This window comes from Salinivibrio proteolyticus (assembly GCF_001996165.1).
Classification (GTDB): Bacteria; Pseudomonadota; Gammaproteobacteria; order Enterobacterales; family Vibrionaceae; genus Salinivibrio; species Salinivibrio proteolyticus.
Window position 1 is genome coordinate 37,346 of record NZ_MUFP01000019.1, and the last position, 21,351, is coordinate 58,696.

The 21,351-nt window shown below is 45.0% G+C and carries 19 protein-coding genes; 5 read left to right on the forward strand and 14 right to left on the reverse strand.

The features are described from left to right. Positions 1 to 28 precede the first annotated feature (28 nt). Positions 29 to 385, reverse strand: coding sequence for an NADH:ubiquinone oxidoreductase (locus tag BZJ19_RS13850; protein WP_077662728.1), 357 nt, complete (start codon positions 383 to 385; stop codon positions 29 to 31). A 56-nt stretch (positions 386 to 441) separates the two neighbouring features. After that, positions 442 to 828, reverse strand: coding sequence for a hypothetical protein (locus BZJ19_RS13855; RefSeq protein WP_131826407.1), 387 nt, complete (start codon positions 826 to 828; stop codon positions 442 to 444). A 298-nt stretch (positions 829 to 1,126) separates the two neighbouring features. Here BZJ19_RS13855 and BZJ19_RS13860 point away from each other — a divergent pair, with 298 nt between their 5' ends. The 3 genes from BZJ19_RS13860 (at position 1,127) to BZJ19_RS13870 (ending at position 4,728) form a co-directional block, all read left to right on the forward strand. Next, complete coding sequence (locus BZJ19_RS13860) at positions 1,127 to 2,185, forward strand: ABC transporter substrate-binding protein (protein ID WP_157891202.1); 1,059 nt, start codon at positions 1,127 to 1,129, stop codon at positions 2,183 to 2,185. Then, positions 2,182 to 4,017, forward strand: a complete 1,836-nt coding sequence (locus tag BZJ19_RS13865; protein WP_077676072.1) for a sensor domain-containing diguanylate cyclase — start codon at positions 2,182 to 2,184, stop codon at positions 4,015 to 4,017. The genes BZJ19_RS13860 and BZJ19_RS13865 overlap by 4 nt, the downstream gene beginning before the upstream one ends. Positions 4,018 to 4,188: 171 nt before the next feature. Next, entirely contained in the window at positions 4,189 to 4,728 is a 540-nt protein-coding gene (locus BZJ19_RS13870) for a histidine phosphatase family protein (protein ID WP_077676073.1), read from the forward strand. 73 nt (positions 4,729 to 4,801) lie between these two features. Here BZJ19_RS13870 and BZJ19_RS13875 read toward each other — a convergent pair whose 3' ends face one another. Next, positions 4,802 to 6,229 carry a 6-phospho-beta-glucosidase gene (locus tag BZJ19_RS13875; protein ID WP_077676074.1) on the reverse strand — a complete coding sequence of 476 codons (1,428 nt, stop codon included), beginning with the start codon at positions 6,227 to 6,229 and terminating at the stop codon, positions 4,802 to 4,804. 230 nt (positions 6,230 to 6,459) lie between these two features. On the opposite strand from BZJ19_RS13875, the gene BZJ19_RS13880 reads away from it, so the two are divergent. Next, complete coding sequence (locus tag BZJ19_RS13880; protein ID WP_077676075.1) at positions 6,460 to 7,347, forward strand: aspartoacylase; 888 nt, start codon at positions 6,460 to 6,462, stop codon at positions 7,345 to 7,347. Positions 7,348 to 7,427: 80 nt separating this feature from the next. Beyond that, positions 7,428 to 8,822: a sensor domain-containing diguanylate cyclase gene (locus tag BZJ19_RS13885; protein WP_201249199.1), complete on the forward strand. Its 1,395-nt coding sequence runs from the start codon at positions 7,428 to 7,430 to the stop codon at positions 8,820 to 8,822. Positions 8,823 to 8,852: 30 nt separating this feature from the next. Here the strand turns inward: BZJ19_RS13885 and BZJ19_RS13890 are convergent, their stop codons facing one another. The 11 genes from BZJ19_RS13890 to BZJ19_RS13940 form a co-directional block, all read right to left on the reverse strand. Beyond that, positions 8,853 to 9,956, reverse strand: coding sequence for a hypothetical protein (locus BZJ19_RS13890; protein ID WP_077676076.1), 1,104 nt, complete (start codon positions 9,954 to 9,956; stop codon positions 8,853 to 8,855). Then, the gene (locus tag BZJ19_RS13895; RefSeq protein WP_069590453.1) at positions 9,940 to 10,224 is read right to left on the reverse strand and encodes a type VI secretion system PAAR protein; all 285 of its coding nucleotides are present in this window, start codon (positions 10,222 to 10,224) and stop codon (positions 9,940 to 9,942) included. The genes BZJ19_RS13890 and BZJ19_RS13895 overlap by 17 nt, the downstream gene beginning before the upstream one ends. Positions 10,225 to 10,252: 28 nt before the next feature. Beyond that, positions 10,253 to 12,202, reverse strand: coding sequence for a type VI secretion system Vgr family protein (locus tag BZJ19_RS13900; protein WP_077676077.1), 1,950 nt, complete (start codon positions 12,200 to 12,202; stop codon positions 10,253 to 10,255). A 121-nt stretch (positions 12,203 to 12,323) separates the two neighbouring features. Then, positions 12,324 to 12,842, reverse strand: a complete 519-nt coding sequence (gene hcp-2, locus BZJ19_RS13905) for a type VI secretion system effector Hcp-2 (protein ID WP_069590456.1) — start codon at positions 12,840 to 12,842, stop codon at positions 12,324 to 12,326. 319 nt (positions 12,843 to 13,161) lie between these two features. Continuing rightward, the gene (locus BZJ19_RS13910; RefSeq protein WP_077676078.1) at positions 13,162 to 14,283 is read right to left on the reverse strand and encodes a hypothetical protein; all 1,122 of its coding nucleotides are present in this window, start codon (positions 14,281 to 14,283) and stop codon (positions 13,162 to 13,164) included. A gap of 411 nt (positions 14,284 to 14,694) precedes the next feature. Then, positions 14,695 to 14,982 (reverse strand): hypothetical protein, encoded by a 288-nt coding sequence (locus BZJ19_RS13915; protein ID WP_131826408.1) that lies wholly within the window; start codon positions 14,980 to 14,982, stop codon positions 14,695 to 14,697. Positions 14,983 to 15,113: 131 nt separating this feature from the next. Beyond that, a complete protein-coding gene (locus BZJ19_RS13920; RefSeq protein ID WP_077676080.1) occupies positions 15,114 to 15,725 on the reverse strand; it encodes an SEL1-like repeat protein in 612 nt (203 codons plus the stop codon). Position 15,726: 1 nt separating this feature from the next. Continuing rightward, complete coding sequence (locus BZJ19_RS13925) at positions 15,727 to 17,073, reverse strand: hypothetical protein (protein ID WP_131826409.1); 1,347 nt, start codon at positions 17,071 to 17,073, stop codon at positions 15,727 to 15,729. A 410-nt stretch (positions 17,074 to 17,483) separates the two neighbouring features. Next, the gene (locus BZJ19_RS13930; protein ID WP_077676082.1) at positions 17,484 to 18,599 is read right to left on the reverse strand and encodes a hypothetical protein; all 1,116 of its coding nucleotides are present in this window, start codon (positions 18,597 to 18,599) and stop codon (positions 17,484 to 17,486) included. Positions 18,600 to 18,779: 180 nt separating this feature from the next. Then, entirely contained in the window at positions 18,780 to 19,907 is a 1,128-nt protein-coding gene (locus tag BZJ19_RS13935; protein WP_077676083.1) for a hypothetical protein, read from the reverse strand. Between the two features lie 170 nt (positions 19,908 to 20,077). Further along, a complete protein-coding gene (locus BZJ19_RS13940; protein WP_131826410.1) occupies positions 20,078 to 21,145 on the reverse strand; it encodes a sel1 repeat family protein in 1,068 nt (355 codons plus the stop codon). Positions 21,146 to 21,351: the final 206 nt, after the last annotated feature.

Below are 21,351 nucleotides of genomic sequence, written 5' to 3' on the forward strand. Positions count from 1 at the left end.
AACGTCATGCTGCATAGCCACACACCTACTACTGTAAATCTTTGTGGCGCAAGCGCGTGAGCCAATATTCACGATAGCGAAAATAGCAATAGGTCGAGGCGAACAAGAAAAATAAATACGAAAGCGAAAATACCAAAGGCGAGGTGATCAACGCATGTTTTAACCCGAGCAATACACCCGCCGCCGTCACCGCAATCTTAGCGACCACCCCGAGCAACAACAAAAATAACGCAAACTGGGGGTAATGACTGCTACGAAACGTGATCCAATAGCAAGCACCCACCGCTGTGCTGGCGACGCCCAGCCCAAGAAGATAAGAATGGAAGTGCTCACCCGCCAGCACACCGCCGACTATGGTCAGCACGAGAAGAAGAATAAATGCCATGTTTCCTGCCTTTTTCTCTATTATGCCACTGGCTGGCTAAGGGTGAGAGTGAAGGCTTAAGAGAGTGCGACGCCGCTTACAGGTTGGGTGCACATAGATGAAAGAGTGGGCGATTTTACCGTCATGATGGCGCCGTAGCGTTGTGTCAGCGCATTCACAGGGATCACTTGCCCTTGGCGTTTTACACTAACACGCGTGCCATAGTCAGCCCCAATGTGTCCAGCGCCCTCATCCGCGCTACCCACATAGGTGAAGCATTCAATCGCTAAATCCACAATCCGAAACTCACGACGACGCGCACTTAAAAGCGCTACCCAACATTTTGCCGCAAGCACTTGTTGGGGCGTTTCTGCCCGTACCGCAAAGCGCCAACCTTCACCGTCACCATAAAAATCCATCGGGAAATGACGCTTTATTCTCTTTTTATCGTTATAGGTTTTCATTGTTCAGTTGTCGTTTTTTTCGTCACCATCAATGACAATCATCGCCATAATTACTGCATTATCATGCCCTATCGTCCAACGCTTGCCTAATCAAATTTATGCGACAATGTCCAAACGTCTAGCAATTAAACATGTAAACTATGAATAGCCTCGCAACCTCACGCGTTACAAAACCATTATAACGGTTATGTCATCAACCACTCGCTAGACAATCAACCGAAACAGATACAACTAAGCTATTATTTGTATTGGGAGATTTTCATCAACGGGGCTGCGAGAGAGGATGAGAAATAAGATAATGCGTTGTCTGAGCGTAYTTATCAGTCTTGCCATCATCATGCTAAGTGCACCTGCAAACGCAGAGCAGCCCGTACGGGTTTTATTCATCAATCCCGGGCACGCATCTGAAAGTTTCTGGCATGAAGTCGATCAGTACAGCATGGCAGCGGCGGATGCATTGGGGATCGAGTTAGACATCCGCCACGCCTCCCGTAATCACTTTGCGATGCGTCAGATCCTCTCGGTGAAACTGAATAAGCTACCACTTCCCAACTATGTGATCATTGTGAATGAAAAGCTGGCAGCCAATCATCTGTTTCCGATTTTGCGCCAACACCCGATTTACGTTCAGGTCATCTTAAATGACATCGATGCAGACGTGCGCGCAAAACTGTTGAGCGATCCTCACTGGCAGCAATATTTGTTACCCAGCGTTATTCCCGATAATCGCTATATTGGAGGGAAAATCGCTGAAGCTATGGTAGAAGCCGGTCACCAACGACCCGGCGAAGCGGTCATGATATCGGGCGATCTCACCACCCCCGCCTCGGTAGCCCGCGAAGCCGGCGCACGTGACTACTTTAAAAGCCATACAGATGTCGCGTTAAAACAAGTGGTTCACGGGCAATGGGATGAAGTAATCAGCTATGAACAAATGGGCACATTGCTGCAACGTTATCCAGCGTTGAGATACGTCTGGACCGCGAATGATCATATGGTATTTGGCGCCATCAAAGCGGCGCAAGAAATGGGGAAAAAACCGGGTGAAGATATTTTTTTCGCCACAATCAACACCTCAGCACAAGTGCTCGCCCTCAGAGAGCAGGGAACGGTATCAGCACTCGGAGGTGGACATTTCTCTGCGGGAGGCTTAGCACTAACCCGTATTTATGCCCATGCTAATGGCCTACCATTGCCATCGTTGTGCGCCAACCAGTTATTTCAGTTGATAGAGCCCAACACACCCTACTTTTCTTATTTACAAGCAGATAATTGGCAGCGTATCCCTTTCAAAAAAATGGCACGTCAGCGACTATTAAACTGTAGTTCTGAGCAAATACAACGGATTTTTAAGTGACCAGACATAGACTTGATTTAAAAGGCCTCCAAGCTCGTATCGCTTTTGTGGTACTGGCGCTTAGTTTACTGTTTTCTATCGGGAGCACGCTGTCTCAGATGTATATTAACTACCAACGTGCGGTAGCCACCTCGACCACACTAATAGAAAGTCGCAGCACGGACGCCGCGCGTGTGATTAGTCATGCGCTCTGGGTAGTCGATTTAGAACTCGTGCGTCGCAGTGTCAAAGGATTATCGATGATCCCAACCGTGTGCCGCGTTGAGGTAAAAGGCTTCGATGGCACCCAAATCAGTGAAGTTAATAGCACCAGTAGTCATTGTGATGCCAATCATCAAGTTCTTTTAAGCGTGCAAGGGAATAACATTGGTACGCTGAATATGGTACTCAATCGCTACGAGGTAAAACGGGAGGCGCTTGATACCGCGACACCTCTCGCATTAGTTCACTTCACTGAAGCGCTCATCATCACAGTCATTGTGCTATGGGTAGTCAACCGCTTGTGTTCTCGTCCACTAAAGCAACTAACCGACGCACTGGATCGGTATCAAGCAGACAAAGCCAATCAAACCTGTGTACCAGTAGGCTTGATCCAACGCGGTGATGAGATAGGCAAGGTAGCGCGTTCCATCAACGCCATGCAATCGCGTATTCGCGATGACTTTCTGCAAAAACGTATTACCGAGCGAGAATTAAGGCAACATCAAACCTTACTGAAGGAGCAGGTCGAACAACGCACCAAAGCACTCAATTGGCAATCAAACGCAAGCTCTTTGCTCGCAGATATTTCCATCCAGTTTCTAAGCTCTGACTCCCACAATATCACGGAAGATGTTGAGCAAGTGCTCCCTAGCATGGCAAAGCTTTTAGGAGTAGAAGCAATCAGCTGGTACGCCTTCGATGCCTATCGCGCTGAGCGTCGTTGCTACTGGCCACAGGACATTACCTTCGCCCCAGATGTGGTCGATTTGAGTGAAATGCACATGATAAAGCGTTGGCTTGCGGACACAGAAGCGCTGGTGGTTCCCCATGTCGGACAGTTGGGTGAAGACGCTATCAACGAGCGAACTTGGTTACGCCTTCGCGGCATTCTCTCTATTGCCGCATTTCCGCTGACTGACGGCCGAAAAAGTTTTGGCATGATCACGGTGGCGAACCGTCACTTACCCTTTATTTGGGATAACAACAAAACACTGTTGCTCAAACGCTTTGCGACTGCAATCAGTGAGGTCATGATCCGCGAACGCAATCATGTTGCCATGGAGCAGTTACAAGAAGAATTGATCATTGCCAATGAGCGACTGAAGGTACAAGCAGAAACCGACGATTTAACCCGACTCATGAACCGCCGCCCGTTCAAACGTGAACTCAGCAATCACATTTACGACGGCATCAAAAAACACCATCCAGTCGCGGTCATGATGATCGATGTCGACCATTTTAAAGCCTATAACGATGAGTATGGGCACTTACAAGGCGATGACGTACTTACTCAAATCGCACGTATTCTACTCACCCGTACCCAAGAGTATGAAGGCACAGTTGCACGGTTTGGGGGAGAAGAATTTGCCATCACACTGCCCCCTAAGCATGCCGCACAGCTCGACGACTTGGCCAATGCGATTCGCGAAGATATTGCTGAATTAGCGATGGTGCATGAGAAAAACCCTGATGGCGATTATGTCACTGTCAGTATCGGCGGGATCATCACGATACCTGATGATGATACATCAGACTCCTATCTGTTAGAGGCCGCCGACCAGCAACTCTATCAAGCCAAAGACGACGGCCGCGATTGCATTAACATTCTCGACCAGCGAGAGGAAAAATAGCGAGCCAGCTCACGACCGTTTGCGACCAACCATCGACATTCATGACAGGACGATGACGGTATGCTACAACGCCAACATCATGGTGTGGTAGCTGCCTTTGCAATGCCCATCAATAAGCGCATCCGCGCAACATAATAATAAACTGTTATCGACTCAAGAAAAGGAAGCCCTATGAAAGTCGTTTTTATCCGTCATGGAAAAACCGATTACTCACTGGCAGACGCGCGCCAAATGAGCCAGTTGGAAAAAGACTATGCCCCCTTGCAGCGTGAGTGTATTCCCGACATTCAGGCCTTGGCCAATCATCCTAGCTTACAGCAAGCAGAGATTATTCTGTCTTCGCCCTACACGCGTGCATTACAAACCGCTGAAATCCTCAATCGTCATCTGCAAAACCCGTTGTTTGTAGAACATGACCTACGCGAGTGGCAAGCGGATATCAAAGGCAGCTATATTCCCCTTTCAGAGCGCGATAGACGCTGGCTTGAGTATCGCGAGCTGTTCGCCAATGGTAACGAAGTCAACAACGCAGGCTATGAATCGGCAACTTCGTTGCACCGCCGCGTCAGTGCCGTGCTCGATAGCTATCAAAGCTACTCAACCATTGCCGTTGTCGCCCACTTTAATGTGATAGAAGCGATTGTGGGTTATCGCGAACAAGGCATTGAATACGGCGAAATTATCGAATTTGATTATCAGCCCGGTCAATAATTACCTTCTCACGCAGAGATGACGCCTCGAGTACAGTAAAAAGGGACGCCACAGCGTCCCTTTGCCGTCACCACTATTCTGTCAGGCCATTATTGGCAATCACGTTTTGATACCAGTAAAAGCTCTTTTTGCGATGGCGTGAAAAGTCACCACTGCCATCGTCATGACGGTCAACATAAATAAACCCATAACGCTTGCGATACTCCCCTGTGGTAAACGAAACACAGTCAATACAGCCCCAAGGGGTGAAACCAATCACATCCACCCCATCTTGTGAAATCGCCTCTCCCAACGCCTCGATGTGTTGTGATAAGTAGCTGATACGATAGTCATCGTTAATCTCGCCCGATGCCTCCATCGTATCCAGCGCACCTAAGCCATTTTCCACCACAAAAATCGGTTTCTCGTAACGTTCATAAAGCTCAGACAGCGCGTAGCGCAACCCCTTAGGGTCAATTTGCCACCCCCAATCAGAGGCGGGTAAGTGCGGATTCAAACGGCTGGCGCTGAATAACGCATTTTCATCTTCCTCGGGTGGATTGGCATCGACAATGTTGGTCATGTAGTAACTGATCGCCAGAAAATCCGCGCGGCCATTTTCTAGAATTTGTGCGTCATCGTCGTCCATCGCGACCTGAATCCCTTTTGCAGCCCATTGTGGCCAGATGTAATGAGGATAGTGGCCCCTAACCTGCACGTCGCTGCATAAATATTTATCTCGCATCGCGCGTTGAGATGCCAGTAGATCATCAGGATGGCACGTTGCCGGGTACAGCGGCATCATATGGATCATGCTGCCAATTTTAAAATCTGGGTTAATGACGTGGCCCAGCGCGACCACTTTGGCACTCGCCACGAATTGATGGTGCAGCACCTGATAAAGCATCTGCTCGGGGTGATCGTGTTCGGTAAAAATGACCCCTGAGTTACAATAGCCGAATAGTGGATAGTCCCAATTAAGCTGATTGTTAATCTCGTTAAAGGTAATCCAGTAGGTGACTTTATCGCGATAGCGCGTGAACACCGTCTCGCAAAAACGCACAAAGCAGTCCACCACTTTGCGGTTGGCCCAGCCACCATACGCTTTCACAAGGTGATAAGGCATTTCGAAATGCGACAGGGTGATCACCGGCTCGATTCCCTGCGATAACAAGTTATCAATCAAGCGGTCATAAAACGCTAATCCCGCTTCATTCGGTGTGGACTCGTCACCGTTTGGAAAGATCCGCGACCATGCAATCGAGGTTCTGAAGCACTTAAATCCCATTTCCGCGAATAAAGCAATGTCTTGCGGATACCGGTGGTAAAAATCAACCGCTTGGTGATTCGGATACGCCTCCCCAGCCTCAATGGTATCGGTCATCTTTCTCGGGACACCATGCTCACCTTTGCTCAACACATCAACAATGCTGATCCCCTTGCCATCGGCGTTCCAACCACCTTCCACCTGATGCGCAGCCACGGCGCCGCCCCAAAGAAAGTTCTCAGGAAATTTACTCATGTATCACCTCTTATCCGTCGTCGTCGCTAGACTACCCCGTTCAATACTGCTGAAGTGTGAACTGAATCCAATATTAATTGATAATTAATATAGTTGCTGGACATGGCTATACCGGAATGAATAAAAACGCAAAAACAAAGACAATTTATTCTGTTAACTTATTTTGCTAGCAGTGATACGCTTAAGTGATACACAACGGATACCGTTTGATCAGCCCACAAGGAGTATCAATGAGCATTTTTAGTCAGGTCGCGATTGTTGGTGGCACCCATGGCAATGAATTCAGTGGCATCTACGCACTTAAACAATGGCAGCAGAATAGCGAAACAGTCTCACGAAGCAGTTTTTCTACTGAGTTATTTTTCGCAAACCCCTGCGCATATCAAGCCAATAAACGCTATCTCGACTGTGACCTCAATCGACAATTTGATCCCAAGTTACTCGCTGATCAATCACTTGCTAACTATGAGCAGAGCAGAGCGAAGGTACTCAACCAGCAACTTGGCCCCAAAGGCGATCCGCGGGTGGATTTAATTATTGATTTGCACAATACCACTAGCAATATGGGCCCGACGTTAATCCTATTGACCCTAGACACCTTCAATACCCAGTTAGCCGCCTATGTCAGCGAACGCATGCCTGATGCGGTTATCTTAGTCGAAGATCATATCGAGCCCATTCAGCAAGCCTTCTTATGTTCAGTAGCTAAACAAGGTGTGATCGTTGAAATTGGCCCCCAACCTCAATCGGTGCTGCGCCATGATGTGATGGAATCGATGCATGAAATGACCACGCATATTCTTGACTTCGTTCATTTATTTAACATTGACCAAGTGCCAGAGTTGCCGGAAAAGACCACTGGGTTCCGTTACACAGAAACACTACACTTACCTCAGGATGCATCTGGGGAACGCATTGGTATGGTGCATCAACACGTGCAAGACAAAGACTTTGTTCCGGTGAATCCGGGGGATCCACTCTTTATCTTGTTTGATGGCAGCGAGCAAACATGGCAAGGCGACTATGTTGCTTACCCACATTTTATTAATGAAGCCGCGTATTACGACAACAACGTCGCCATGTCGATGGCAAAACGTATTGAGATCATCACCAAATAATAAACCCATCAATAATACGAGCAGGCACTGGGTTTTGTACTACGCTTAAGCTATTTCCGGCAGACGTATAGAGCCCAGTTGTGAGCAAGGCAATTGAACATCATAAAGACGTTGAGACGATACTGCCCTCGCTGTTTCGTAATCTAGATACCGCCGTTGTAATAGCCGATATGCAACGGCGCATCCAGTTTTTAAACCCCGAAGCAGAAGCCCTGTTTGGTTGTGCGCTGGAGACTGTGAAAAACACCAGCACGCGAGTGTTGTACGCCGAGCAAGAAGACTTCGATACTAAGGGGCGTGAACGCTTCAACCCCGAGGCGGAGCCCTACTATCACAATGCTTACGTAGTAAGATACAAAACCGCCGATGGTCATGTGTTTCTAGGAGAAACTCACGGTGGCCCAGTGTGCGATAATAACCAAGAGGTTATTATGTACGTGGCCTTTATCCAAGATATCAGCACGCGCGTCGAAGTAGAATCAGCCCTTAGCCAACTGCATTCCATTACCTCGGCGCGCAATCTTGACTTCAGCAAACGCGTGGAGCGTATTTTATCACTGGGTTGCAAACACTTCGGGCTACCCATTGGCATTCTTAGCCAAATCGTCGGTCAACGCTATACCGTCCAACAAGCCATTCATCCCGAATATGCACTCCAAGCCGGTCAGGTATTTGATTTACAATCCACCTATTGCAGTCATGTCTATCAAGCCAATGAGGTCAAAGGCTTTCATCATGTCAGCACCAGTGATATCCGTTCACACCCCTGTTACCAACATTTTGGTTTAGAAGCTTATATTGGCGCCCCCATTTTTATTGATGGTGAGCGCTATGGCACCCTAAATTTTTCTAGTCCAGAGCCCACTCGACCCTTTATTCCACAAGATTTCGAACTATTGCGACTATTTGCTGAGTGGGTGGGTCATGAGCTGGCGCGACTACGTGATTGGGAAGCGTTAGAACATGCACAGCAACTGCTTGAGATCCAAGCCAATACTGACTCGCTCACCCAACTCTACAATCGCCACTATCTGACCAATGCACTGACCAAGGAACTGGCACGATGTGAACGTTACAAAAATCCACTGACACTGGCCGTCGTCGACTTTGACCATTTCAAGAATCTTAATGATACCTATGGCCACCGAGCTGGTGATATCGCACTACAGCGCTTTGGGAATATTGTCAGGGAAGAATCACGAACCAACGACATATATGGTCGCTGGGGCGGGGAAGAGTTTTTGTGTGTGCTGCCAGAGACCGATATAGACGGCGCGAAAGTGGTACTCCAGCGTCTCGTCGAGCGCGTTCATGCCGAAGTCATCCATGTGGATGGACAAACTATACGTTTCACCATCAGTATCGGTTACACCCATTTTGTGTCACACGATACACAAGACACTATCATTCAACGCGCGGATACCGCACTTTATAAAGCAAAGAGAAATGGCCGGAACCGAATCGAGCAGGCGTGATCCGATCCCAACCATATTGTCCCTTATCGACTAGCTTGCAGGCTTATCCGCTACAACGTTGGCAGCAGTTCTCTGCCAGTAACGGTCATAATGGTAAAACGTGTTTGCCTTTCTCAGAGCCGCTGCTTTTTCCTCAATATCTTGGATTTGCTCTGCCGACACGCGAGACGATGCCAACTCAAACTGATCCATAGCTTGCTGACGGAGCTCTTTAAATTTACCTTGCCCAACAACATCAAGATAAGCAGATAAATAGACCAACCCTTCAATGTATTCCTCGTCAGCGGGCTCATAGTAGGTGGTGTAATAACGCCCTAGCGCAGCCAACGACATCAAGTCACCCTGCTCGATGGCTTTTTTTCTCCATTCAACCGCTTTGGGGCTTTCACCGCGACGGATAAAATCACGGTATAAGCTTTTGGTACCAGGAATGCCGCCTGCATTGGCAATCTGCTTTTTCACTTCAGCGGCAGCATCGAGTCGAGAACTCGGAAATAGGAAAAAGCCTCGTTGACCCAGCTCGATTTGCGACGCTTTGTGAAGCAACGCGTCAACATCATTCGCGGCGATCGCCTCGTCTAAATAAGCTTCTGCTTTGTCTTTATCGGTAGGATATAAATATTCATACAGACTAAAAGCGGCCTCTTCTGGCGCCTCGTCATACCAAGCGTGCAAGACTTCTTCGTACTTGTGCCGCCAAATAATCCGGTGAGTGCCTGACAACCAAGTCCCTTCTTCGACCAGTAACTTCATGGCCGGAATGTAGTTGGCTTTCGCTGCTTGAGTCAGGTAGTCCTGTGCTTCCTGAGAATAGTCGAGCTTTTGCGCATCATCACTCAGCAACACAGCATATAAATACGCGGCAGGGGCAATCCCGTCATCCGCTGCGGCTTTAAGGTATTTTTCCGCACGCTGGTAATGAAATTGCGCACGCGATAAGCGTCCATGTTCAAACAGCGCCTGCGGCGTCATGGCCTCAATGTCATAATCGTCGGCGATTTTCTCAACCGGTTCGATAGTCGCAAAAGGCGTCGCTTCTACTTCAACCTGTTCAGCCCAACTGTGGCTACTAACCGCAAGAAAGCAGCCCAGCAGACTCGCTCGAAGTATTGATTTATTAACCAATATTGACACTTGAACCTCCTGCAATCACCCCACCACAACTCACCGCATCGCCAATACGTGCGGCCGGCTTGCCGTCAATCATTACACTGCCGGATCCGCCATTTACGGCACGCCCATGTGGCGGATGTTTAGGTTTACTATGAGGGGCCAACGGATCACCTTTACGCACTGCGGGAATACCATCGATTTTTACTGTCGATGAACCTGCGGTAATCGGTGTCGGCGGGAAACCATCATGGGCTGTCCCAATATGGCCGACAAGTGCAGCTTTTGGCATACGAATCCTCAACTCTTTCTTTCGTTAACTATTCTGGCTTATACGCGGGGCGAGGCGATGTTGGCGACTTACCTTGATAGCCCGAACCGCTCCCTGCACTTCCTCCAGCATTTAAGTTAATTGCTGGACCAATCAGGTGGACGCCCGCTGCGTCGACTTTCATCACACTACCACCGGCGGATACGGTAATCTCAGTACCGGCATCAAGCACGACGTTTGTCCCTGCTTTGAGATGAACCTCACGTCCTGCCGCCGCGGCAAAGCGATTGTTAATTTTTTCATGAATACTGCCGCCAACTTCTAGGGTCGCATCTTTTTTGATACGCGAGCGATGCTGCTTCTCGACGGTCAAATGGTTATCACCACCCACTTTTGAGAACGCATCATTATCAACTTTTTTGTGCTGATCGTGACGCACCTGTGTGATCGCATCATTCTCAACCCGTGTTTCCCAATCTTTCTGAGCGTGTAAATACACTAGCTCACTGCCCGATTGGTCTTCGAAGGTGAGTTCGTTATACCCCTCGCCTTGGTGGCTCTCGCTGCGCCAAACCGTCTTGGTTTTGTGGGCCGGTAAAGTATAAGGCGGTACATTGGTCGCATGATAGGTACGGCCGGTAATAATCGGTTGGTCCGGGTCACCGTGTAAGAAAGAGACAATGACTTCATGGCCAATGCGGGGAATCGCCATCATGCCATATTGGCTGCCCGCCCAACCTTGAGCGACACGAATCCAGCAACTGCTTTTGTCATCGCCGTTGGAATAACGGTCCCACGGGAAGTGGACTTTCACCCGCCCGTGTTCATCACAGAAGATTTCTTCGCCTTCTGGGCCCACAATCATACCAATAAGAGGGCCATCCACCTGAGGCTTGGGCTGCGGGGTCGCCCGCCAAGGGGTGGTGGCCGGAATAACCATAAACTGGTTCGCATAGGTGGTCGCACCCTGTCCACCCTCTTCTTCAAGGGCTTGTGGCTGCGTACCACGGTGCTGAATACGCACCACTTGCCACCATTGATTCATCTCGCGATTAAGATGATCCTGCAACTCAAACCCATGACCTGCTTGCAAGTGCATATGGTTGCTTTTACCTATCGCTGTCACTTGTTCGCGAACCAAAAACTCTTTGCGGACCTGACTTAAGTGCTGCCCTTGCGCATCGTCTTTAAAACGTCCGGGGAAATCGTACACCTCATAATCTTGGCGCTGATAGTCTATTCCCGATACCGAGTTATGCTGCAGAAAACTATAAGCCGGCTTTTTGAAGCTATAGTCCTTCATCACTGACGAGGAAGGAACAACGCGCGTGTGCTTTTCCATATGACTGATAAATGGCGCATCAATCACCGCCCCCGAGAGTGCATTATGGGCGATGGGCGTTTCTAGCGAGGGCAGTGCAGAAGGCGCATCTGTGATATACAAAAGCTGTTTATCGTCCTGCCAAACAAAGCAATAGATTAAGCCTTCCTCTGCCGCGATACGCTCTAAAAAGGCGAGATCGGTCTCGCGATATTGCACACAGAACTCACGCTCCGCGTAGTCTTTTGTCAATCCAAAGCCCACATCCGAGATATCCATTTCTTGGAGCAAGATGGATATAATCTGCGGCACCGTTTGGTGTTGAAAAATACGACTGTTTTGACGCAAAGAAAGGCGTGCCAATTCAGGCACCATCTGCACATCATAGTAAGTGTGATGATGGCCGATATCGCCTTGCGAAAACTGGTTGATCACACCGCAAATTTTACGTTCACAAACCCCATTGCGGTACAAAAGCAAGGTGCCTTTACAATCCACCAATTGTTCCGGTGTAAGGGAGGAATCACGGCTTGCTAAAGCAATATTATAACGAAAACCGTTACAGGTTTGCTGGTCGAACTCGGCACTAGAAAGGGACTCATGGCCTTGAAATTCTCTTACGACGAACGTCTCAGGGTCGAGCCCCTCAACGTTAAATTCAAACCGCAACCTAGCCATGATGTCTCCTAAATCTTGTTCCAAACAAAGTGAACACTTGTGTAGCAATCCTTGATCAGTGAAAGCGTGCTACACAAGTGATGAAGCGCCAGCTCCAAGCCAGCGCTTCAACTCGATGCCCTTAGGCTTCGATAGGCTTGCGCCAGTCGTCTGAGCCTGAGGTGCCTGCGTTGACGTGATCCCACGTGATTTTGCGGTAAGACATCGACACCGTCAGGTTCTGCGTAAAGTCTGACTTCGCCGGGTCTTGGCAATGGGGCATCTCGCAGTGAATGTCCACAATCGAGGCGCTTTCCAGCTTGGTGGTAAAGAAGTTTTCTTGTTTGCCTTCAATCGACGTGCGGTACCACTTTAGCTCGACCGTTGACATCTTCTCACCTGACGCCAGTGCGTTATAAAGCAATGGCACCGCTTTGTTGAGCGCAACGGTGAATTTAAATGGCTTGTGCACACGTTGGCCTGATGGCTGACCTGACTGAGGGTCCGTCGGTACCGTCACGTTGTGGTCAAACTGTTGTACCAGCATCTCGTCTTCATGGCCTTCTACAAAGGCATCACCAATAGAATCCGCGGTGCAGGCACCGGCAGTAATCAAACCCTGAGTTTCACCTTCAATCGAGATATAACATGGCGTTGGCATAATCGCTCCTTTCTAATTAATGGAAGAGGCTTTCTATTCGGTGCCTCTGTTCGCCATCCCATATAGCGAAATGCATGCCAGCTTTTTTAGCCCTATAATTCAGTACGTTACTCTCTCACTGACCAATTTTTTGCACGCCACAAGCAAGTTTTTGCTCGGCGAGGCAAGAAGTTGCTTCAAGTTATCCACCTTTACTGCTCACTGAGCAACTCGACTGTGTTTCAAGAATAACCGACGATACCGCCCAACGAGTGTTGTATCACTCACTGAACGGGATAAATAAGCAGTATGAAAATAATAAAAAGATGACTATAGTATATTAGTAGCCTTTACTCCAGTCATCACTTTTAGTGAAATAGTCAATATAAATCATTGGCTTCATTTTAGAAATTTCCTTATCTGTCTCGCAGATACTTTCATCGTAATCACCTTTCTTAGGCCAATCACTGTCAAAACCATAAAAGTCCGTATCTGTATACATCTTCTCGAATAACACAGCATGGCAGTATTTATCTCTGGTTGTTAACTCATTGCTTCTATCAAATGCCATAGCCCAAAAATAATTCCGGCCACCTGATTTTTTTAACCTATCAAAAAGAGCAGTATTATCTCTTTCATAGTATACTAACTTACTCATCGCAGGTATATAGTAATTGTTGCTTGCTATTCTGAAGAGTTCAAGTGATAAACTTTTTAGTTTTTCTGTACTAAACACTCTTCCTTTTCTTGTTTGTTTCCTTAATGAAGATGTATAGTCCATCATTGGCTTATAATAATGCGCTTCTGCGAATCGGATCACTTCTTTAATGTATTTCTCACGCTTTTCTACGGACTTATCAAGGCCTTTATCTTTTAACAAAAAGTACTGAGCTCGTAAATCGCCTTCCGCCGCGAGTTTTTTAAAACCTTCGACTGCTTTTTGGTAGATTTCCTCGGTGCAATATTTATTTTCGTAAGAGGTATCTAAGCCAAGATCCTTTGCAACTTTGCTCCCTAAATTGCGAGAGCCAAGATACATATGGCAAATATTACTCTTGCTTGATAACCAGTAGGCTGCATAGGGGTTTCCCTTTTCCATCAACTCTGTTAGTACTGATGCCCAATAGCTACGTTTTTCTATATTTAATAATCCAGAGCGAGCTTTGATAATCATGGCGTGTTCATTACCTTCAGACATAAGCTTAGAAAAACGCTGCTGTATTTTGTCATCCCACGGAATTCCACGCTGTAAGTCAAGGAGAACCTCATACATTTCATCATCAGGCCTGAGCGTGCTTGATATATAAGGATCATCAGCTACTTTACCAATGTTCTCTTCAATGAACTCTTTGAATAAAGGGATGTCATCTTCAGGGTTGATCGCCTTTTCTTTGCAACCGGTAAGGAAACTCATCGATATGCTTAAAAGTATAACTTGGATAATCGTTTTATGACGCATCATAGGACTGTGTCCAACAGATAGTTGTTTCTGGGCTGACAGATACCATAACGCTTTAAACGTAAGGAATGCTACCGGCCAGCGAGTGTTGTATCACTCGCTGGCCGGTAAATATTTAGAGTACACACTCAACACTTGGAAAAAGCTTTACACTTAAAACGAAATATTGGTCTTAGCCGAACAGAAAATCATCCTCGGGCGTAAGTACTATGAACACTCTCGATCCTGACACTATCATAGCTAACTATTCACTTCGAAGGCAGACTGAATGATCACATAGATCTATGAAGGTTGGCTGACACAGAGTATTGAATACCCTCACCTTTTCGGTCAAAAAAGAGAAAACAACTTCGACCTAATATATGTATCAATTCTGGTTGCTTTTATATTAACAACCAGAATCAATAAAGCTATCTATATATTTTTACTATAACCCCTAAAGAACTCGATCGTTGTCTCATCTAAGTATAAATATGCTTTGTGGCCCTCAGCTCTCTGAATCGCCTTCTTAGCAATTTTATCAATGTCATCTTTACTCACTTTTTCACCAGTATATCTATCGAAATATTTCAATCCATCGGTATCATCATATACTTTTTCAAAATACTTTACCAAAGTACAGTCATGGTGGCTATTCATAACATTTGCGACTTTACAGTAAAAATATGCTCGTTTTGAAGATCTATCCTCTATCGATCCCACGCTTTTCTCTCTCATAAAAGGAATAAAGGTTAAACTCTTAAATACAAATGCATAGTAATCATTATTTTTAACGCCATAATTAATCCATTTTATAGCTTCTTCAACATCACCTCTTTTTTTATAAATGGATGCTACTTTATATGCGCCAAAAAAACACCATCCTTAGCTATCTTCTTTAAAAATTCTATTCGTACATCTTCATTGCTTCCAGACCAAAACTTATCATCAAAAAAAAAGGTGTAACCTCTATTTTCATATAACTTATCCGCCAACTTTCCATAGCGGTAATCCCGATAGAATGGAATATATTGCCACCAGCTAGGGTCATGATATAAAAGGGCATACATTGCCTTTCCATCGCCTTCTTCTGCGAGTTTCTCCCATCCCTCAATTGCTTTATCGACCCATTTTTCATCACACGGCCAGCCAAGATAATTACAATATGATGTCGTCACCTTTGGCATATGGGTACCTGCAAGTGTCGCCATCGCCCAAGGGTTACCGCCTTCGGCAGCCTTCAACAAGCTCGACCCTACGCCTAACGTTCCTGATGTTTTAAATTGTGTATAGGCTAGCCAATAAGAAGCCGTCGCATCACCTTTGTCAGATAGTATTTTAAATATGTCATTTGCTTCTTTGTATTTTTCTTGATTGATAAGAGACAATCCATCTCTTAGAGTTTTAGATTGGGCCCCCATACTAATAAGGATTAAAAACAAAAAAAACACTTTAATCATCTTCATTCTATCCACCAACTAATTTCCTATATCCTTTTCTTTCCATATCCTTAATTATTTCCTTATCATTGATATGTACTGATGCATATTCGGTCACTGTTCGATATGCAGGTAATGTAAACTTCCTCTTGTAAGGAACCCAAGTGCTTGTTAAATCGTTCAAAGTGCTTTGTAATAAATGATGGCTATTGATAAAATTACTCTTAATTGAGCTATCATCAATTAGATCTATATTTCTAGAGGCGCTCTGGAAATAAATTAGCACTCTATCAATGTTTTCCGCATACCTTTGCCATTTCACCTCTTCGGGAAGTTCCATTTCAATCTCTTCTCCGACCCTTTGCATCACGTTCTCGAACTTTTTCTTGGCATTATCGCTTACAGGGTGGCTCTCTCCTCTTATCCATTCTAAAAGCTTTGTCATCGCAGCTACTTGGTTAAGGTTACGCTCAGCAGCTTCTTCATCGTTGTCCCAAAAGCCCAAATCATGATAATGCAAAAGCACGGAAAAGAGCTTGGCGTAGGTCTCAGCCGGCATTTTCTTGATCCAGTCTCGCTGACCGGATGTCTCAACGTCACTATTAATGAAGTTCGCCACAAAGGGGGCGTTCGTTGCCTCCAATGCTCGCTGCTCCATGTCTCGAATAAGATGAAAAGGAAGCAGTGCAATTTGCGTCAGGGTAAGTTGATAGGCAACGGCAACTGTCAGTAGCCTGTTAAAAGCATAAAAGGCTTCACTGCCGTCACTTTCATGGAATAGGCCAAAGCGACTGAAGCTCGGGTGCTCCATCACATCTAACAGCCGTGAGATAAATTCATCGTAAGCAAGCGGGTCTAACTCAAACGCTAGCTTGCCAGAGAAACCAGCGATAGACGCGGCGCCAAAGTCGAAACGAAAAATTAAGCGGCCATTATCTAAGGTACATTGCAAGATAAGTTTGGCTCCAAGGCCTAACTGCGCGGTGAGGCGAGTGGCGAGCTTAAACAACTGTTTCATGTCTGAGCTACCCACATTTTTCCATAAGCATTCAAGACTGACTTGTCCACCTACCTCTGCACCAGCAAAGGCCGACACCTCAGTCTTTGCACCCGCCTTAATATTTCGCAGTTTACTATCATCCGCGAGTCCTAGGTCTTTTTTGCTTTCCAAACGCGTTGCAATAAAGGTTTGAGATGTCCGCAGGCCTGTGGCTCCTGTGGCAGCATCTTGACCAAATCCAATCTCATTCGAGTATTTTATGCTTGCCGCTAACATACCGTGCACAACCGCTTCAATGTCGAAGCGAATGTCTCCTAAGCTCACTTCACGACGCTCATTGTCAACGGTGTAATAAGGAACTTTCTGATCGTACATGTTTTCAGCTGGAATGGAGAATTTTGTCGCTAATTGGCCGCTGGCGCAATCAAGCGACGCCCCCAGCTGCGTGTTCCCCACTAAGTTTAAGTTGACGCTTTCAGCTGCTGCCTGTGCTGTAAAGGAATATCATCTTCAGGGTTGATCGCCTTTTCTTTGCAACCGGTGAGGATACTCATCGATAAGCTTAAAAGTATAACTTGGATAATCGTTCTATGACGCATCATAGGGCTGTGTCCAACAGATAGTTTTTTCTAGGCTGACAGATACCATAACGTTTTAAAGCTAAGGAATGCTACCGCCCAGCGAGTGTTATAACACTCACTGGGTGGTGGACATTTAGTATGTCAAATCAAAACGGGAAAGATGTCTTGAAATTTTTAACGTACCACCCTCAATCGAACAGTAAGTCAGCCTCGCCCCCAGTTATCGATCCTAGTGAAGTAATCGATATAAATCATTGGCTTCATCTCAGCGACTTCTTTTTCTATATTACAGATACTTTCATCGTAGTCGTCTTTTTCTTGCCACTCATCGTCAAATCCAAAATATCGTTTACTCTTGAATTTCTTTTCATACAATAGTGCATGACAGTATTTTTCTTCTCCGCTCAACTCATTACTTCTATCTAGAGCAGTAGCCAAAAAGTAATACCGATCCCCTGACCTCTTCATTCGTTCAAAAAGCTGATTGTTATCAGCTTCATACACGGTTGATTCTGCCATTGCAGGAATATAATAGTTATTACTAGCAATATTGAAGAGTTTTACTCCTAACTTCTCTAGCTCTTTAGATCGAAATTTACGACCTCTATGACTTGGTTCCATAAGTGTAGATGTGTAATCCATTAATGGCTTGTAGTAATGAGCCTCTGCAAACCGAATAACTTCTTTAATATATTCTTCACGTTTTTCTATCGACTTATCAAGGCCTTGGTCTTTTAACAAGAAGTACTGAGCGCGAAGATCGCCTTGTGCAGCAAGTTTTTTAAACCCCTCAACAGCTTTTTGGTAGATTTCCTCGGTACAGTATTTATTTTCATAAGCGGTATCTAAGCCAAGTTTTTTTGCTACTTTGTTGCCAAAATGTTCTGATGAAAGATAAGAAAGGCATAAGTTACTCTTATTAGATAACCAGTAGGTCGCATAAGGATTTCCTTTACTCATCAATTCAGTTAGTATCGCAGTAGCTTTACTTCGTTTATAAATTTCATCTATTTTTGTACGTGCATAGATTATTTTGGCATTTTCTACGCCCTTTTTCATCAGAGAGTCCATCTCATCCCAAGTTGTTTGACTCCAATCACCACGCTGCAGCATTAGCATCAAGTCATACATCTCATCATCAGGCTTTACTGTACTCGATATATAGGGATCATCGGCAATTTTATCTATGTTCTCCTCAATGAAGTCTTTGAATAAAGGAATGTCATCTTCAGGGTTGATCGCCTTTTCTTTGCACCCGGAGAGGGTACTCATCGATAAGCTTAAAAGTATAACTTGGATAATCGTTTTATGACGCATCATAGGGCGGTGTCCAACAGATAGTGATTTTAGACCGACAGATAACATAACGTTTTAAAGCTAAGGAATGCTACCGCCCAGYGAGTGTTGTACCACTCACTGGGCGGGATATTTAGGATGTAAAATCAAAACGGGGAAGAAATCTTTAAGTTCGGAAAACTCCAGTATCAGCCGAACAGAAAATCAGCCTCTTCCCCAGTTATCGATCCTAGTGAAGTAATCGATATAAATCATTGGCTTCATCTCAGCGATTTCTTTTTCTATATTACAGATTCTTTCATCGTAATCATTTCTTCCAGGCCAATCACTATTAAAACTGAAAAGGATATTTTTCTGGTATATTTTTTCAAAAAGCAAAGCATGACAATACTTTTCCTTCTCACCCATTTCTTCACTCTTATCTTCAAACATCGCCCAAAAATAGCACTTTCCACCTAACATTTTCATTCGTTTGTATAATTTATTGTTATCGTCACTGTTCCTTTCATAGTACATCACCGCTCCCATGGCAGGAATATAATTATTGTTACTCGCAACCTTTAAAAGATAAAAAGCTAGTTTCTCCAGCTTTTCTGAGCGGAAAACAACCCCATCATTGGTTTGCTTTTGTAGTGAATCAATATAATCAATTAATGGCTTATAGTAATGAGCCTCTGAGAATCGAATGACTTCTTTAATATACTCTTCACGTTTTCCTACTGATTTATCAAGGCCTTTTTCTTTTAGCAAAAAGTACTGAGCGCGAAGGTCGCCTTCCGCTGCGAGTTTTTTAAACCCCTCAACAGCCTTTTGGTATATTTCCTCGGTACAGTATTTATTATCGTAAGAGGTATCTAAACCGAGATCGTTCGCTACTTTATTACCAAGACTACGCGAACCTAAGTGTGCTCGGCAACGATAGCTTCTATTAGAAAGCCAATAAGCTGCATAAGGATTTCCCTCGCTCATTAGCTTCGCTAGACGAGATACTGCGACACTTTTTTCTGAGATATCATTCAATGTTAATCGCGAATATAGAATCGTTGCATGAGCATTCCCTTTCTCTATAAGGCGATTAAATCGATCTTCTTCTTCTTTGCTCCAAGGCGTTCCTCGTTGTAGGTCAAGCAACACATCATACATTTCATTTTCAGGACGAACTGTGCTGGATATATAAGGATCATCGGCAATTTTATTAATGTTCTTCTCAATGAAGTCTTTAAATAAAGGAATGTCATCTTCAGGGTTGATCGCCTTTTCTTTGCAACCGGTGAGGATACTCATCGATAAGCTTAAAAGTATAACTTGGATAATCGTTTTATGACGCATCATAAGGCTGTGTCCAGCAGATAGTGATTTTAGACCGACAGATAACATAACGTTTTAAAGCTAAGGAACGCTACCGCCCAGCGAGTGTTGTATCACTCACTGGGCGGAATGTTTGGGATGTAAATTTAAGACTAGTAAGCAACCTTTCAATTGGCTAAAGTGTCAGCAGAAATTTAGCCTCGCCCCCAGTTATCGATCCTAGTGAAGTAATCGATATAAATCATTGGCTTCATCTCAGCGATTTCTTTTTCTATATTACAGATGCTTTCATCGTAATCACTCTTATTTGGCCAATCATCATAATAAACAAAATAACGGTTGTCATTGAACAACTTTTCATACAATAACGCATGACAATATTTTTCTTTATTATTAAGCTCATCAGCTCTGTCTAGTGCCATCGCTAAAAAATAGTAGCTACCTCCTACTTTTTTCATCCTTTCATATAGTTCTCGATTATCTTCGTCATAGTACATTACCGTTCCCATGGCTGGGATGTAATTGTTATTACTTGCAACCTTAAAAAGATCGAACGCTAATTTTTCTAGTTCTTTTGAGCGAAAGACGAATCCGTTATTTGTCTGCATTTGCAATGAGTCGGTATAATCCATCAATGGCTTATAGTAATGCGCCTCTGCGAATCGAATGACTTCTTTAATGTAGTCCTCTCGCTTTCCAACAGACTCATCAAGGCCTTGATCTTTTAACAAGAAGTACTGAGCACGAAGGTCGCCTTCCGCTGCGAGTTTTTTAAACCCCTCGACTGCTTTTTGGTAAATTTCCTCGGTACAGTATTTATTTTCATAAGAAGTATCTAAGCCAAGTTCTTTTGCTACTTTGTTGCCAAAATGTTCTGATGAAAGATAAGAAAGGCATAAGTTACTTTTACTAGATAACCAGTAAGTCGCATAAGGATTCCCTTTTCTCATCAATTCAGTCAGTATCGCAGTGGCTTCACTTCGTTTATAAATCTCATCTATTTTTGTACGTGCATAGATTATTTTGGCATTCTCTACGCCCTTTTTCATCAAAGAGTCCATCTCATCCCAAGTTGTTTGACTCCAATCACCACGCTGCAGCATTAGCATCAAGTCATACATTTCATCATCAGGCTTTACTGTACTCGATATATAGGGATCATCGACAACTTTATCAATGTTCGCCTCAATGAAGTCTTTGAATAAAGGAATATCATCTTCAGGGTTGATCGCCTTTTCTTTGCAACCGGTGAGGATACTCATCGATAAACTTAACAGTATAACTTGGATAATCGTTTTATGACGCATCATAGGGCTGTGTCCAGCGGATAGTTGTGTCTAGGCTGACAGATACCATAAAGTTTAGCTAAGAAATGCTACCGCCCAGCGAGTGTTATAACACTCACTGGGCGGGATATAAAAGCAGTATGAAGCTAATGTATAAATGTAACAGAAGTAATAAAATATAA